Genomic DNA, 15,492 nt, shown 5'->3' with positions numbered 1-15,492 from the left:
CAGGAATGGTGCCGTTCTGCCAGGCGATCGGCCCAAACTGCTTGCATTTGATCGTTTAGTCGGGTATTCATTCACAAATGAGCATCACTTCTGACGAGATCGAGACGCAGCCGGCGCTTTGGCGGCAGGCCGTCTCGCTCGCCGGCCCGGCGGCCGAGCTGCTGCCCGCGCGGGGCGAGCGCGCCTGCATCGTCGGCTGCGGGACGTCGCTGTACATGGCACAGGCCGCCGCCGCCCTGCGCGAGACCGCCGGCCATGGCGAGACCGACGCGTTCGCCGCCTCGGAGCTGCCCGAGGACCGCCGCTACGACGTGCTCGTCGCGATCTCCCGCTCCGGCACCACGAGCGAGGTCACGCGCGTGGTGAAGCGCTCCGCTGCCGCCCGCACGGTCGCGATCACCGCCGTCCCCGGCAGCCCCGTCCCCGCCGCCGCGGGTGCGACGGTCGAGCTGCCCTTCGCCGACGAGCGCTCGGTCGTGCAGACGCGCTTCGCGACGACGGTGCTTGCGCTGCTGCGCGCGCAGACCGACTCCGCCGCCGTGCTCGCCGCCGCCGACGACGCCGAGCGCGCGCTCGCGCAGGAGCTGCCGCTCGACCCCGCCGGCGTCGAGCAGTGGACGTTCCTCGGGCGCGGCTGGGCTGTCGGCCTCGCGCACGAGGCCGCCCTCAAGCTGCGCGAGGGGGCGCAGGCGTGGGCCGAGTCCTACCCGGCGTTCGAGTACCGCCACGGACCCATCAGCATCGCGGCGCCGGGGCGGGTCGTGTGGGCGCTCAGCCCGCTCCACCGGCCGGGCGCCGAGCAGGTCCGCGCGACGGGTGCCACCCTGGTGGAACCGGCGCTCGACCCGATGGCGTCGCTGGTGCTGGCCCAACGAGCGATGTTGCGAATCGCGGAGGGGCGCGGGCTCGACCCCGACGTCCCCCGCAACCTGTCGCGGTCGGTGGTCTTGAGCGAGGAGGAGCTCGAGGTCCTGACGTGAGGTACGAGATGAGAGAGGTCTACGAAGTGCGCACACGGAACAGAGGGCTCACACGCGCCGCGCTCGCCGCCCTGCTGGTGGCGCTGCTCGCACTCGTCGCCGCCGGCTGCGGCAGCGGCGACGACGACAGCGGCGGCGATGGTGGTGACGGCCCAGTCGAGATCACGTTCTGGCACGGCCAGAACCAGACCGCGCAGCAGACGATCGAAGGGCTCGTCGACAGATTCAACGCCTCGCATCCCGACGTGAAGGTCAAGGCCGAGGTCGGCGCGCTCGCCGACAGCCTCTACCAGAAGACGACGGCCGCGCTGGCCGGCGGCAAGTACCCCGACGTCGTCTACCAGTTCGGCCCCAACATCGCATCGCTCGCGCGCAGCCCGAAGGCGCTCGACCTGACCGACGCCGTCAGAGACGCGGCGTGGAGATGGGACGACTTCTACCCGCCCGCGCGGGAGGCCGTCACGGTCGACGGCAAGGTCCGCGCCGTGCCCGCGCTGATCGACTCCTTGGCCGTCGTCTACAACAGAAGACTGTTCAGAGAGGCGGGCATCCCGGCGCCGAGAGCCGGCTGGACGTGGGACGACTACCGCGCGATCGCCAGACAGCTGACCGACTCCTCCAAGGGGCAGTTCGGCAGCGCGTGGCCGGGCGTCGGCGACGAGGACACCGTCTGGCGGCTGTGGCCGATGGTGTGGCAGCTCGGCGGCGACGTCACCTCGCCGGACGGCGAGCAGGCCGGCTTCGAGGGCGAGAGCGGGCTGACCTCCTTCACGACGATCAACGACATGGCGGTCACGGACAGATCGCTCTACATCGACAAGACTGCCGGCAGCGAGAAGATGTACGCCATCTTCAACACCGGTCGCATCGGCATGGTCCCGACGGGTCCGTGGCAGGTCCCCGAGTTCGTCAAGGCGAGAGTCGACTACGGCGTCGTTCCGATGCCGAGCTACTCGGACAGACCGACGACGATCTCGGGCCCGGACGCGTGGATGCTGTTCGACAACGGCGACGCGCGCGCCAGAGCGGCGCAGGAGTTCGCGCAGTGGCTGACGCTGCCCGAGCAGGACGCCGTGTGGGACGTGGACGCCGGCTCGCTGCCGCTGCGCAGATCGACCGCGCAGCAGCCGATATGGAGAAGACACGCGCAGGAGGTCGTCGGGCTCGACGTCTTCACCGCTGCGCTCGAGCAGGCGCGTGTGCGCCCGACGATCCAGGCCTACCCGAAGCTGTCCGAGGCGGTCGGGTCGGGGATCGTCGACGTCCTGCTCGGCACCGCCGACCCGCAGGAGGCGCTCGACAAGGCCGTCGACGGCGCGAACGAGGCGCTCGCCGGCGACTGACCCGTGGCCACGGTCTTCGCACAAGGCCCCCGCGCGACGGCACGCCCACCGGGCGTGCCGCCCCGCCGCGGGCTCGTCGAGCGGTTCTTCGGCGAGACGCCCACCGCCTGGCTGTACATCCTGCCCGCGGTCGTGATCATCGTCGGGCTCGCGATCGTCCCGGTCTTCTGGTCGCTGCTGCTGTCCTTCCAGGACAAGGACCCGATCGCCGAGACGACCTCCTGGGCTGGCCTCGACAACTACTCCAAGCTGCTCGACGACGACAGATTCCGCGGCGCTGTCGAGCACACGCTCGTCTACACCGGCCTGTTCGTGCCGCTGTCGATCCTCGGCGGCCTCGGTCTCGCGCTGCTGCTGAACAAGCGCGTCCGCTTCATCGGCATCTACCGCACGCTCGCGTTCGTCCCCGTGATCGTCTCGGCGACCGTCCAGGGCGTCCTCTTCTCCGTCATGTTCGACGACCAGGTCGGCGTCGCCAACGGCCTGCTCGACAAGTTCGGCCTCGCGCCGCAGCCGTTCTTCGCCGATGGCAGACAGGCGCTGCTGCTGCTCGTGCTCGCCGGCCTGTGGGCCGGCACCAGCTGCATCAGCTTCTGCGCCGTGATCTTCCTCGCGGCGCTGCAGGACATCCCGCGAGAGCTGACCGAGGCCGCCTCGATCGACGGCGCCCGCAGCTTCGGCACGTTCCTCAACGTGACGCTGCCGGCGCTCGTGCCGGTCGGGATCTTCCTGCTGCTGTGGCAGACCGTGCAGGGGATCCAGCTGTTCGACCTCGTCTACGGCTCGACCGCGGGCGGACCCGGCGACTCGACGGTCGTGGTCGTCTACTTCATCTACCGCTCGATCCGCGAGTCGGCCTACGGCGTCGGCGCCGCCGCCTCCTACCTCGTCGTCGGCGGCCTCGTCGTGGTCGCGCTCGCCGTGATCGCGATCAGACGGCTCGCCGGCCTGCGCCGGGAGAAGACGGCGTGAGGCGGCGGCTGAAGCTGCCGTTCGACCCGTGGCACCTCGCGCTGCTGCCCGCGACGCTGCTGCTGGCACTGCCGCTGCTGTGGATGCTGATCGCGTCGTTCATGAGCAGCGCGCAGCTGAACCGCTTCCCGCCGACGATCATCCCCAGCTCGCTGCACCTCGAGGGGTACACGTACCTGTTCGACAACGTCGAGATCGGCACCTGGTTCACGAACTCGCTGATCGTCTCGAGCGTCTGCGTCGTCTCGAACGTGATCTTCTGCTCGACGGCCGGCTACGCCTTCGCGCGGATGCGCTTCCGCGGCTCGAAGGTGATGTTGACGATCATGCTGGCGACGCTGATCATCCCGTTCCAGCTGACGCTGATCCCGACCTTCATCATCATGGAGAAGCTCGGGCTGATCGACACGCTCGGCGCGCTGATCGTGCCGTCGCTGGTGACGCCGTTCGGCGTCTTCCTGCTGCGCCAGTTCTTCCTCTCGCTGCCGCCGGAGCTGGAGGAGGCGGCCTACATGGACGGCTGCTCGCGCTGGAAGATCCTCTGGACGATCGTGCTGCCGCTCGCGCGGCCGGCGCTCGCGACGGTCGCCGTCGTGACGTTCCTGCTGACCTGGAACGACGTCTCGTGGCCGGCGATCGCGATCTCCAGCGACGCCAACAACACGCTCCCGCTCGGCGTCGCGAGCTTCAGAAGCCGCTCGGAGACGAATCCGTCCGCGATCATGGCCGCGAACGTGATCGCGACGCTGCCGGTGCTGCTCGCGTTCCTCGCGGCGCAGAAGACGTTCGTGCGCTCGATCGCCTCGGGGGCGGTGAAGGGATAGTGCCTGTGACCGAAAGCGAAGTGAACTGACGATGGGTGCCATTCACCTCAACCGCGTCTCGAAGGTCTACGACGGCGACGTCGTCGCCGTCGACGACGTCTCACTGGAGGTCGCGGACGGCGAGTTCATGGTGCTCGTCGGGCCGTCGGGCTGCGGCAAGTCGACGCTGCTGCGGATGATCGCCGGGCTCGAGCGGGTCTCGGCTGGGGAGGTCGTGATCGGCGGCCGCGACGTCACGCACGTCGCGCCGCCCGACCGCGACATCGCGATGGTCTTCCAGAACTACGCCCTCTACCCGCACAAGTCGGTGCGCGAGAACCTCGCGTTCGGGCTCAAGCAGCGCAAGGTCGCCAAGGCGACGATCGACGCGCGCGTCGCGGACGCCGCGAGGATGCTGGGCCTGGAGGAGATGCTCCAGCGCAAGCCCTCGCAGCTGTCCGGCGGCCAGCGCCAGCGCGTCGCGATCGGCCGCGCGATCGTGCGCGAGCCGAGCGCGTTCCTGCTCGACGAGCCGCTCTCCAACCTCGACGCGAAGCTGCGCACGACGATGCGCGGCGAGCTGGCGCGGCTGCACGCGCGGCTCGGCATCACGACCGTCTACGTCACCCACGACCAGGTCGAGGCGATGACGCTCGGCACGCGCGTCGCGGTGCTGCGCGGCGGCGTGATCCAGCAGTGCGCCTCGCCGCAGGAGCTGTACCGGCACCCGCGCAACCTGTTCGTCGCCGCCTTCATCGGCTCGCCGTCGATGAACCTCGTCGAGGCGCGCGTCGAGGGCGGCGTCGTCAGGTTCGCCGGCCACGCGATCCCGCTGCCCGGCGGCTCGCCGCTGGCGCGCGCCGCGCGCGACGTCGTCCTCGGCGTGCGTCCCGCCGCGTTCGCGCTCGACGGCGCGCGCGCCGACGAGGCGCTGCCGCTGATCACGGTGACGCCGGACCTTGTCGAGCACCTCGGCGACGAGGTCCACGTCACGTTCGCCGTCGACGCGCGACCCGTCCAGGCCGACGCCGTGCTCGCCGCCGACGAGGCCCACGCCGACGCGCGCCTGCTCGTCGAGGACGAGCGCGCACGCTTCGTCGCCGTGCTCGACGGCCGCCGCGCGCCGGTGCTCGGCGAGCCGGTCGGCCTGCGCGTCGACCACGCGCAGCTCTACTTCTTCGATCCTGTCAGCGGCGACGCGGTCGGGGCGCCGGCGGTCGCGACGAGCGGCGCCGCGGCGGCCGCCTAGCGCCCGCTCAGACCGCTTCGACGCTGACGCCGGCGGCTGCGATCGCGCGCAGCTCGTCCGCGTCGGCGCCGCTTGTCGTGATCAGCGTGTCGACGTCGGTCAGCGCGCAGATGCGCGCGAGCGCGGCGGTCGCGACCTTCGAGCCGTCGGCGACGACGATCACGCGCGAGGCGCGCTCGACGAGCATCCTGTTCGTGCGCGCCTCGACCTCGCGGTGGGTCGTCAGGCCGGCGGCGGCGCTGATGCCGTCGACGCCGATGAAGGCGATCTCGACGTTCAGCTGCGAGAGCGTGTCGTCCGCGAGCGGGCCGACCAGCTCGTAGGAGGCCGCGCGCGCGACGCCGCCGCTGACGATAAGGCGGATGTTCGGGCGCACCGCCAGCTCGGCGGCGATGTTGATCGCGTTCGTGACGACCGTCAGGTCCTGGCGCTGCACGAGCATGCGACCGACCTCGGTCGTCGTCGTGCCGCCGGTCAGCGCGATCGTCGCACCGTCGCGCACGTGCTCGACGGCCGCCCGCGCGATCCGCAGCTTCTCCTCACGGTTGAGCGAGCCGCGGTAGCGCAGCGGCAGCTCGTAGAGGCCGTTGATCGCGACGGCGCCGCCGTGGGTGCGCTCCAGCAGCCGCTGCTCGTGGAGCGTCTGCAGGTCGCGCCGCACGGTCGCGGGCGAGACGCCGAGCGCGTCGACGAGGTCCTCGACGTCGACGCTGCCGCGCTCGGCGAGCTGTTCGAGGATCCCGCCGAGGCGTTCCGCGCGGTTCATGCTGCGCAGCCTACTGTCACGCCCGCCTCACGAGCGCCTGCGCGGCGAGCGTGCGCGCGCGCCGCGGGTCGAGCCGGCCGGCGCCCGCGCGCTCGGCGTTCGCGGTCGCGGCGCCGAGCGCGAGCGGCAGCGCGTCGGGGTAGTCCTCGCCCGCGTCGAGCGCGACCAGCAGGCCGCCGAGGAACGAGTCGCCGGAGCCGTTCGGGAACGGGCCGCGGACGTCGATCGTGCCATGGTGGATGCGGCCGTCGGGGGCGACGAGATAGGCGCCGTCCTCGCCGGCGGTGACGATCGCGGCGGGCGCGTCGAGGCCGGCCGCGCTGCGGCGCTCCGACAGCGACGCGTGCAGCGATCTGGCGGCGGCGCGCGGATCCTGCTGACCGGTCAGCTCCCGCGCCTCGCTGGCGTTGACCTTGACGAGGTCGGGCGCGGCCTCCAGCGCCGCCGAGAGCGCGGGGCCCTGCTGGTCGACGGCGACGCGGGCGCCGCCCGCGCGGGCGCGTTCGATCAGCTCGGCCGAGCCGCGCGCGGCGACACCTGGCGGCAGCGAGCCCGAGACGGCGGCCCAGCCGGCACCCGTCACGGCCGCGACGCGCTCGACGAAGCGCTCCCAAGCGGCCGGGTCGGTCGATTCGCCGCGCTCGTAGAACTCGGTCGGGCGGCCGCTGGAGGGGTCGGCGGCCGACAGCGAGGTGCGCGTCTCGCCCGTCGTCCAGACGACGTCGGCGCGGATCGCGTGGTCGAGCAGCTCGTCGGCGATCCAGCGGCCGGCGTGGCCGGCGAGCAGCGCGACCGCGCGCACGTCGCCGCCGAGCGTGCTGGCGGCGCGCGCGACGTTGAGGCCCTTGCCGCCGGCCGTCGCGACCAGCTCGGAGGGACGGTGGATCTGGCCGACGCGGACCTCGTCGGCGACGAGGAAGAAGCGGTCGATCGAGGGGTTCGGAGCGAGTGCGGCGATCATCGTGCGAGCAGTTCCTTCGCGAGCGTGTCGGCTTCGGTCAGCGTCGCCTGCGCGGCGGTGCCGCCGGCGGCGCGGGTGGAGAGGGTGCCGGCCGCGCAACCGAGCGCGAGCAGCTCACGCAGAGTACGGCCGTCGAGCAGTCCGCGCACGGCGCCCGCGTCGAAGCTGTCGCCGGCGCCGACCGCGTCGACGACCGTCGCGCCGTCTTCGTCTGCGCCGGCCGCGTCGTCCGCGGGCGGCGTTCCGCCGTCGGCTGCGACCGCGATCTCGGCGCGCTCCTCCCCGCGGATCGCGAACGCCCCGCGTGCGCCGCGCTTGACGGCGACGAGCGCCCCGTCGCGCGCAAGCTCGCGGGCGGCGGCATCGAGGGCGTCGTCGCCCGCCGCAGCGTCCGCGGCGCGCCCGGTCAGCCGCAGCGCCTCGGTCTCGTTCGGCAGCAGCACGTCCGCGCGCGTCAGCCACGACGGCCGCTCGAACCGCTCGGCGGGATCGAAGTTCGTGTCGACCGAGACGGTCGCGCCGGCGGCGCGGGCGGCGTCGAGCACGCGCCCGCCGTCGCGCGCGAGCGCCGGCAGCAGGTAGATCGACGCGAGGTGGACGTGGCGCGGCGTGCGGGCGGCGATCGCGGCGACCGCGTCGTCAGCCGTCAGCTCGACCATCGCGCCTCTCTCGGTGTAGATCGCGCGGTCCCGGTCGGCCAGCAGGTGGACGGAGAGGCCCGTGCGGTGCCCGGGCAGGACGCGGATCGCGTCGAGTGCCACGCCGCGCTCGCCCAGCATCCGCTGCGCTGCGGCGCCGAAGTCGTCGTCGGCGACGGTCGCGGCGAGCGCCGTCCGCAGCCCGATGCGCGCCATCCCGGCGGCGCAGATGCCGGCCGAGCCGCCGAGCACGAGCCGCATCTCGGCGTCGCGCTCAGTCTGTCCCCAGCGCGGCGAGAGGTCCTCGCCGGAGACGAGCAGGTCGGGGTTGAGGTCCCCGACGACCAGTACGTCGAGCTGCGCTGCGCTCACCCGCGCAGCCCCTCCGGCAGCCGGTCTCCGTGCGCGGTCAGCAGCTCATCGACAAGCGCCTCGATCTGGTCGAGGCCCAGCGCGCCCGACGTCGCCGGGTCGAGCATCGCGGCGTGCAGCACGTGGTCGCGGCGGCCCTCGAGCGCGGCGCGCACCGTCATGTCGGCGACGTTGAGGAAGGTGCGGTTGAGCGCCGCGAGCTGCGACGGGTAGTGGTGCACCGGCGTCGGGCGCACGCCGGTTCTGTCGACGAGGCAGGGCACCTCGACGGCCGACCGCGCCGGCAGGTCCGCCAGCAGGCCGTTGTTCTGCACCGTGCCGTAGATCACCTGCGGCTGGCCGGTCACCATCGCGTGGACGATCAGCGAGGCGTACTCGAGGCTGCGCTCCAGCGGGAACCGCTCCCCGCTCGCGAGCCCGGCCTTGATGCGGTCGTACTCGACGAGGTTCTCCTCGCTGCGCTCGATGTAGTCGCCGACCTCGAGGCGATAGCGCTCGACCAGCTCGTCGTCGCGCAGGAACCACGGCACGTACTCGGAGCCGTGCTCGCTCGACTCGGTCGGGTAGTAGCCGAGCCGCTCGTAGAGCGCGACGCGCACGCGCCGTCTCAGCTCCGGGTCGGCGGCGACCTTCGCGCGCAGGCGCGGGTAGAGGTCCTCGCCGTCGCGCTCGAAGCGGAGGATGAACGCCTGGTGGTTGACGCCGGCGCCGAGGAACGTGACCTCCTCGAACGGGACGTCGACCAGCTCGGCGAGCTGATGGGTCGTGTGCTGGATCGAGTGGCACAGCCCGACGACCTGCTTGTGCGGCGAGCCCTCGGCGTACGCCTGGCAGAGGATCGACATCGGGTTGGTGTAGTTGAGCAGCCACGCGTCCGGCGCCACCGCGGCGAGGTCTTCGCCGATCCCGAGCAGGACGGGGATCGTGCGCAGCGCGCGGAAGATGCCGCCGATCCCGAGCGTGTCGCCGATCGTCTGGCGCAGGCCGTACCTGGCCGGGATCTCGAAGTCGAGCAGGGTCGATGCGTGCATGCCGACCTGGACCATGTTGATCGCGAAGTCGGCTCCGTCGAGCGCCTCGCGGCGGTCGGTGTGGGTCGTGATCGTGGCGCGGCCGCCGAGCTGCGCGTCGGTCCAGCGCGCCATCGCCTCCGCGGTCGCGAGCCGTTCGACGTCGATGTCGTGCAGGGCGATGTGCGTGTCGGCGAGCTCTTCGAACGCCAGCAGGTCGCCGAGCAGCTCGCGCGTGAAGGTGACGCTGCCCGCGCCGATGAACGTGATCTTGACCATGGCGGACAGCCTACACTGCGCACTCGTGATCGGCTAGCGTTCAAACACGCAGTTTCAATCATCCTGAGCGACTAGCGCTGCGCAACCGCGCAACGAGAAGGGATCGCATGCCCACCGACTCCCCGCTGTTCCTGCTGGCCTTCGATCACCGCTCCGGCCTCGTCCGCGGCATGCTGCCGGGCCAGGAGGAACGCGCCGCCGAGCTGCCCGGCGCCAAGCAGCTGATCTTCGACGGCGCCGTCGCCGGCCTCGCACGGTCCGCCGGGAGCGACCGCACGCGCGGCACCGCCGGTGTGCTCGTCGATGAGCAGTACGGCGCGCAGGTCGCGCGCGACGCGAAGGCGGCCGGTCTCACGACCGCCGTCGCGATCGAGGCGAGCGGCCGGGACGAGTTCGAGCTGGAGTACGGCGACGCCGCCGCCGCGCACGTGCAGGCGCTCGCGCCCAACTACGCGAAGGTGCTCGTGCGCTACAACCCCGGCGGCGACGCGGCCGCCAACGCGCGCCAGCGCGAGACGCTCGCGCGGGTCTCGGCGCTCGTCAAGCCGCTCGCGTCAGGTTTCCTCTTCGAGCTGCTGGTGCCGCCGACGACCGCGCAGCTCGACGCGGTCGGCGGCGACCGTGACCGCTACGACGTGGAGCTGCGACCCGAGCTGACGATCGCCGCGATCGACGACTTCCAGCGCGGCGGCGTCGAGGCCGACCTGTGGAAGCTGGAGGGCTTCGAGACGGTCGAGCAGTCGGCCGCCGTCGCCGCGCAGGCGGTCGCGCCGTGCATCGTGCTCGGCCGCAACGCGCCGCGGGAGCGCGTCGAGCACTGGCTCTCCGTCGCCGCCGCGACGCCCGGTTGGGCCGGCTTCGCGATCGGCCGCTCGATCTGGTGGGAGGCCGTCTCCGGCTTCCTCCACGACGGCTTCCCGCGCGAGCAGGCCGTCGCCCGGATCGCCGCCGAGTACGCCTGGGCGATCGACGTCTACCTCGCCGCCGAGCCGGCGGCGGCCGCCTGAGCGGGGAGGAGCACGCGCAGGAAGCGCGAGCGCGGTGCGGAGAGCTGTGTGCCGGCCGTGCGATCGATCGTCGCGACCGGTTCGAAGCGACCGCCGAAGCGGCGGCTGCGGTCGGGCTCGGGGCAGCGTGCGAGGCCCTTCGTGCCGAGCGCGAGTGGCTTGAGGCGTCAGTCCTGCTCGACCGGGACGTCGTCGGGCAGCGGCGTCTCCTGCGGCGGCGTGCTCGCGGTCGCGTCCCAGGAGGCCCAGGCCTGGCCGTCGCGGCCGGTGTGCTCGCCCGAGCCGCCGAGCGCGAGCAGCACGAGCCGCTGCGGGCGGCGGTTGACGAGCTGCCGGCGGACGCCGGGAGCGACGCGCACGAGCTCGCCCTCGCCGAGGCGATGCTCGTCGCCCTCGACGCCGAGCGACAGCTCGCCTTCGAGCACGAGGAAGACCTCCTCCTGCTCTGCGTGCGAGTGGATCCGCCCGCACTGGCCGGGCTGAAGGGTGATCAGGTTCATCCCGAATGCGCTCACGCCGAGCTGTCTGCGCAGCGGCTGGAACCGCTCGCCCGAGTCGGGGTCGATGCGCCCGATGCTGATGCCGTCGTCCATGCCGGCGATCCTAGAGCGCTACGCCGTCAGCGTGAGCCGTCGCGGGCCGACGCTGAAGCCGACGTCGGCGAGCAGCTCCTCCCAGCGGGTCCCCATCACCGGCTCGCCGTTGACCTTCTCCAGCGCGATCCGTCTGATGCGGCCGGCGCGCGTGTGGTCGGCGAGCGCGTCGAAGGCAGGGCGGACGCGCGGATCCTCGGGATCGACGAGCACCTGGAGTGCCTTGCCCCCGCGCTCCAGGTAGAGGACCGGCTCGGAGCCGGCGATCACGACGTTGGCGCCGGGCGTGCGCGCCGGGCGGCGCGTCTCGCCCTCGCGCTTGGGCCACGGCAGCGCGGCGCCGAACGGCTGCGCGGGGTCGGTCGCCGCCAGCACGAGCGGCGGAGCTTCCTCCGGTGCTCTCTGCGCGCGCAGCCGCTCGACCGCGCCCGGCAGCGCGAACTGCGCGCCACCGAGCCCTTCGACGAAGTAGCCGCGGCGTGCGATCCCGAGCGTCTCCAACTGCGAAAGCTCGCTGTAGATGCCGGAGAAGCCGCCGGGGATCCCTTCGGCGAGCACCAGCTCACGCGTCAGCAGGCCGTAGCGCTCCAGCAGCAGCTCGGCGAGCGCTCGGCGGCGGGCGGAGGGATCGGCGGGCGCCGCGTCGAACAGCGGCGCGGTCAGCGACCAGCGGCCTTGGACCTCTGCGCGGCCTGCGCCGCGGCGCGAGGAGAAGCGGCCGGTCGAGCGGCCCGAGCGCTGCATCGCCCGTCTCTGCGCGCGTGCCAGCGTCAGCCGCGGCGCGCGCAGCGGGGCGAACGCGTCGTTGGTCACCTCGCCGGCCCAGGCGAGATCCCACAGCGCGTCCTGCATCGCCTCGGGCGCCAGCGACAGGTCGACCAGCAGGTCGCTGAAGAAGCACGAGCCCTGCGCGAGCCGGGCGCGCACGGCCTCGTGGTCGGGGGTGTCGTGCGCGGGCGCTCTGCCCGCGCCCGGGGGCGGCCCGATCAGCGGCGCGTCGTCGCGGAAGTAGAGCGCGACGCGGCCGTCGCGGCGGCCGAGCGCGCCGGCGCCGACCCACACCAGCTCGCCGCTCGCGCACAGCTGGTCCATCCACGTCGCCGAGTACGCGCCGACGCGACGTGGCAGCACCTCCGTCTCCCACGTCGACGGCGTCAGCGCCAAGCCCTGCAACGGCACGAGCTGCTCGCGCAGCCGGTCGATGCCGGCGCCGCCCGGAGGATGCTTGTCGACGCCCTGCCACGACGGCAGGAAGCTCGCCAGCGCGCGCTGGTCGGCCGGCTCGATCTCTCTGCGCAGGACGGCCAGCGACGCGCGCCGCAGCCGTCGCAGCACGTTCGTCTCGCACCACTCGCGCGTGCCGGAGACGCCGCCCGGCCGCAGCTCGCCTTGGACCAGCTCGCCGTCCCGCTCCAGCGCTCTCAGCGCGGGCGTCGGATCGACGCCGAAGCGCAGGCGCGGCTCCTCGGTCGTGAACGGGCCGTGCGTCTGCGCATAGCGGCGCAGCAGCCGCACGAGCGCGTCCGGCACGTCGGCGAGGAACGCCTCCGGCAGTCCGCCCGGCGGGACGACGCCGAGCGCGTCGCGGTACATGCCGGCGTCGGCGGCGTCGACCCAGCGCTGCTCGCCGCCGATCCGCAGCAGCACCGCGCGCCGCTCGCTCGCCAGCGCGTCGAGCGCGGCAGCGGCGTCGACGCCGGGCACGACGCGCTGGGCGGCCTCCGCCGCGGTCAGGTCGCCGACGCGCCGCAGCACGTCGTGCAGCTCGTCGCGCGTGCTCGCGCGCGTGCGCTCGGAGCGGTGCTGGAGGTCGTCCTCGACCTGGTCGAGCGCGTCGGCGTCGATCAGGTCGCGCAGCTCCTCCTGCCCGAGCAGCTCGCGCAGCAGGTCGCGGTCGAGCGAGAGCGCGGCCGCGCGCCGCTCGGCGTTCGGGGTGTCGCCCTCGTACATGTACGTCGCGACGTAGTCGAACAGCAGCGAGGAGGCGAACGGCGAGGCGGTCGCCGTCTCGACCTCGACGATGCTCAGCTCGCGCCGCTGCAGCTGCGTCAGCAGCTCGTGCAGGCCCGGCAGATCGAGCACGTCGCGCAGGCATTCGCGGTAGGTCTCGAGGATGATCGGGAACTCGCCGTAGCGCTTGGCGACCTCCAGCAGCGTCTGCGACTTGAGCCGTTGCTGCCACAGCGGGGTCCGCTTCCCCGGGTACGCGCGCGGGATCAGCAGCGCACGTCCGGCGTTCTCGCGGAAGCGCGCACCGAACAGCGCGCTCGATGCCAGCTCCGCGACGACTGCGTCCTCCAGCTCGTCGGGCTCGATCAGCGCGAACTCCGCGCCCGGCGGTTCGTCCGCGTCGGGCAGGTGGACGATGATCCCGTCGTCGGACCAGATCGCGTCCGCCTCCAGGCCCAGCTGGTCGCGGATCTTCGCGCTCAGCGCCAGGCCCCAGGCGGCGTGGATGCGACCGCCGTACGGCGACAGGACGCACAGCCGCCAGTCGCCGATCTCGTCGCGGAAGCGCTCGACGACGATCGTCCGGTCGCTCGGGATCACGCGCGTCGCGGCCTGCTGCTCGCGCAGGAAGTCGAGCAGGTTGCGCGCCGCTCTCGGGTCGAGGTCGTGGCTGGCGACGAGCGCCTCGGCCGGCTGGTCGACCGCCCAGCGCGCGAACGCGCCGATCGCCTCGCCCAGCTCCTTCGGCCGCCCGACGGAGTCGCCCTTCCAGAACGGGATCGCGCCCGGCGCGCCCGGCGCGGGTGTGACGATCACGCGGTCGCGGCCGATCTCCTCGATCCGCCAGCTCGACGCGCCGAGCAGGAACGTCTGCCCCGGGCGCGCCTCGTAGACCATCTCCTCGTCGAGCTCGCCGACGCGGCGGCCGTCGGGCAGCGTGACCATGAAGAGCCCGCGGTCGGGGATCGTGCCGGCGTTCGTGACGGCGAGCTGGCGCGCACCTCTGCGCGGCCGGATCACGCCCGCGATGCGGTCCCATACGATCCGCGGCCGCAGCTCGGCGAACTCGCTCGACGGGTAGCGGCCGTCGAGCATGTCGAGCACGTTCTCAAGCTGCTGGCGCGACAGCTCGGCGTAGGAGTGCGTGCGCGTGACGCGCACGAACAGCTCGTCGACGTTCAGCTCCTCCTCGGCCGCGGCCATCGCGACGATCTGCTGGGAGAGCACGTCGAGCGGATTGCGCGGGACGACGGTCGGCTCGATCGCCCCCTCCCGCATCCGCTGCGCGACGACCGCGCACTCCAACAGGTCGGCGCGGAACTTCGGGAAGATCCGGCCCTTGGAGGTGTCGCCGACGTTGTGGCCGGCGCGGCCGATCCGCTGGAGGCCGGCGGCGACCGACTTCGGCGACTCGACCTGCAGCACGAGGTCGACGGCGCCCATGTCGATCCCCAGCTCCAGCGACGAGGTCGCGACGATGCAGGGGATCTCGCCCGCCTTCAGCCGCTCCTCGACGACCATCCGCTCCTCGCGCGCGAGCGAGCCGTGGTGGGCGCGCGCGATCTCGACCGCCGGCTCGCCCTCGGGCGTCGCCAGCTCGTTCAGCCGCAGCGCCAGCCGCTCCGCCGAGCGGCGGTTGTTGACGAAGACGATCGTCGAGCGGTGGTCCTGCACCAGTCTCAGCAGCTCGGGGTAGATCGCGGGCCAGATCGAGCGCCGCGTCGCCTCGCCGCCGGCGACCGGATCGAGCGGGTCGACGTCGGTGCCTTGCTCGGGCTCGACCATCGACTCGACCGGCACGTGGATCTGGAGGTCGAGCGGCTTGCGCACGCCGGTGTCGACGATGCGGCATCTGCGCCGCGGCCCGACCATGAAGCGGCCGACCTCCTCCAGAGGGTTCTGCGTCGCCGACAGCCCGATCCGCTGGACGCCCGCGCGCCCTTCGTGCTCGCCGACCAGGGCGTCGAGGCGCTCCAGCGTCAGCGCCATGTGCGCGCCGCGCTTGGAGCCGGCGACGGCGTGGATCTCGTCGACGATCACCCACTCGGCGCCGGTCAGGATCTCGCGCGCTCTGCTCGTCAGCATCAGGTAGAGCGACTCGGGCGTCGTGATCAGCACGTCCGGCGGCGTGCGCAGCATCTGCGCGCGCTCTCTCTGCGGCGTGTCGCCGGTGCGGATCGCGACCGAGATCCCGCCCTCCGGCGCGATCCCCTTCAGCGGCGCGCGCAGGTTGCGCTCGATGTCGTAGGAGAGCGCCTTCAAGGGCGAGACGTAGACGAGCCGGGTGCGTCTCTCTCTGTCCGGCAGTGGGTCGGCCGCGAGCCGGTCGAGCGCCCACAGGAACGCGGCGAGCGTCTTGCCCGAGCCGGTCGGCGCCGATATCAGCGTGTGCTCGCCGGTAGCGATCGCCGGCCACGCCTGCGCCTGCGCTTCGGTCGGCGCGTCGAAGGCGCGCGTGAACCAGTCGCGGACGGCGGGGGTGAAGGAGTCGAGGGGGCTGGCGACGGCCATCGTTTCGCGTACGAGCCTAGCGAGCGGCCGGCGTCATGGCGAACGCGCGTTCGTGTCG

The 15,492-nt window shown here is 72.8% G+C and carries 12 protein-coding genes; 6 read left to right on the top strand and 6 right to left on the bottom strand.

The features are described 5' to 3' along the window. Window positions 1-77: 77 nt before the first annotated feature. The 5 genes from CWOE_RS29140 to CWOE_RS29120 are packed head-to-tail and all read left to right on the top strand — an operon-like array spanning window position 78 to window position 5,347. Complete coding sequence (locus CWOE_RS29140; protein ID WP_012937255.1) at window positions 78-980, top strand: SIS domain-containing protein; 903 nt, start codon at window positions 78-80, stop codon at window positions 978-980. 8 nt (window positions 981-988) lie between these two features. Beyond that, a complete protein-coding gene (locus CWOE_RS29135; protein ID WP_012937254.1) occupies window positions 989-2,323 on the top strand; it encodes an ABC transporter substrate-binding protein in 1,335 nt (444 codons plus the stop codon). A gap of 54 nt (window positions 2,324-2,377) precedes the next feature. Next, complete coding sequence (locus tag CWOE_RS29130; protein ID WP_012937253.1) at window positions 2,378-3,295, top strand: carbohydrate ABC transporter permease; 918 nt, start codon at window positions 2,378-2,380, stop codon at window positions 3,293-3,295. After that, complete coding sequence (locus CWOE_RS29125) at window positions 3,292-4,119, top strand: carbohydrate ABC transporter permease (RefSeq protein WP_012937252.1); 828 nt, start codon at window positions 3,292-3,294, stop codon at window positions 4,117-4,119. The genes CWOE_RS29130 and CWOE_RS29125 overlap by 4 nt, the downstream gene beginning before the upstream one ends. 31 nt (window positions 4,120-4,150) lie before the next feature. Continuing rightward, window positions 4,151-5,347, top strand: coding sequence for an ABC transporter ATP-binding protein (locus tag CWOE_RS29120; RefSeq protein WP_012937251.1), 1,197 nt, complete (start codon window positions 4,151-4,153; stop codon window positions 5,345-5,347). Window positions 5,348-5,354: 7 nt separating this feature from the next. Here the strand turns inward: CWOE_RS29120 and CWOE_RS29115 are convergent, their stop codons facing one another. Genes CWOE_RS29115 through melA form a run of 4 tightly spaced genes read right to left on the bottom strand, consistent with a single transcriptional unit; the run spans window position 5,355 to window position 9,373 of the window. Beyond that, window positions 5,355-6,113, bottom strand: a complete 759-nt coding sequence (locus tag CWOE_RS29115) for a DeoR/GlpR family DNA-binding transcription regulator (protein ID WP_012937250.1) — start codon at window positions 6,111-6,113, stop codon at window positions 5,355-5,357. A 16-nt stretch (window positions 6,114-6,129) separates the two neighbouring features. Next, window positions 6,130-7,074, bottom strand: coding sequence for a 1-phosphofructokinase family hexose kinase (locus CWOE_RS29110; RefSeq protein ID WP_012937249.1), 945 nt, complete (start codon window positions 7,072-7,074; stop codon window positions 6,130-6,132). After that, complete coding sequence (locus CWOE_RS29105; RefSeq protein ID WP_012937248.1) at window positions 7,071-8,084, bottom strand: carbohydrate kinase family protein; 1,014 nt, start codon at window positions 8,082-8,084, stop codon at window positions 7,071-7,073. Before CWOE_RS29105 ends, CWOE_RS29110 begins: the two co-directional genes overlap by 4 nt. Continuing rightward, window positions 8,081-9,373 carry an alpha-glucosidase/alpha-galactosidase gene (gene melA, locus CWOE_RS29100; protein ID WP_012937247.1) on the bottom strand — a complete coding sequence of 431 codons (1,293 nt, stop codon included), beginning with the start codon at window positions 9,371-9,373 and terminating at the stop codon, window positions 8,081-8,083. The genes CWOE_RS29105 and melA overlap by 4 nt, the downstream gene beginning before the upstream one ends. Before the next feature lie 77 nt (window positions 9,374-9,450). On the opposite strand from melA, the gene CWOE_RS29095 reads away from it, so the two are divergent. After that, on the top strand, window positions 9,451-10,380 hold the full coding sequence (locus CWOE_RS29095) for a 2-deoxy-5-keto-D-gluconate 6-phosphate aldolase domain-containing protein (RefSeq protein ID WP_268869667.1): 930 nt from the start codon (window positions 9,451-9,453) through the stop codon (window positions 10,378-10,380). Between the two features lie 167 nt (window positions 10,381-10,547). On the opposite strand, the gene CWOE_RS29090 is transcribed toward CWOE_RS29095, so the two are convergent. Beyond that, window positions 10,548-10,973: a cupin domain-containing protein gene (locus tag CWOE_RS29090; RefSeq protein WP_012937245.1), complete on the bottom strand. Its 426-nt coding sequence runs from the start codon at window positions 10,971-10,973 to the stop codon at window positions 10,548-10,550. An 18-nt stretch (window positions 10,974-10,991) separates the two neighbouring features. Beyond that, window positions 10,992-15,434 (bottom strand): DEAD/DEAH box helicase, encoded by a 4,443-nt coding sequence (locus tag CWOE_RS29085; protein WP_012937244.1) that lies wholly within the window; start codon window positions 15,432-15,434, stop codon window positions 10,992-10,994. Between the last annotated feature and the right edge of the window lie 58 nt (window positions 15,435-15,492).

The sequence above is a fragment of the Conexibacter woesei DSM 14684 genome, from assembly GCF_000025265.1.
Classification (GTDB): Bacteria; Actinomycetota; Thermoleophilia; order Solirubrobacterales; family Solirubrobacteraceae; genus Conexibacter; species Conexibacter woesei.
The sequence above is the reverse complement of the archived record's forward strand: the minus strand, read 5'-3'. Positions and strand labels throughout refer to the sequence as shown.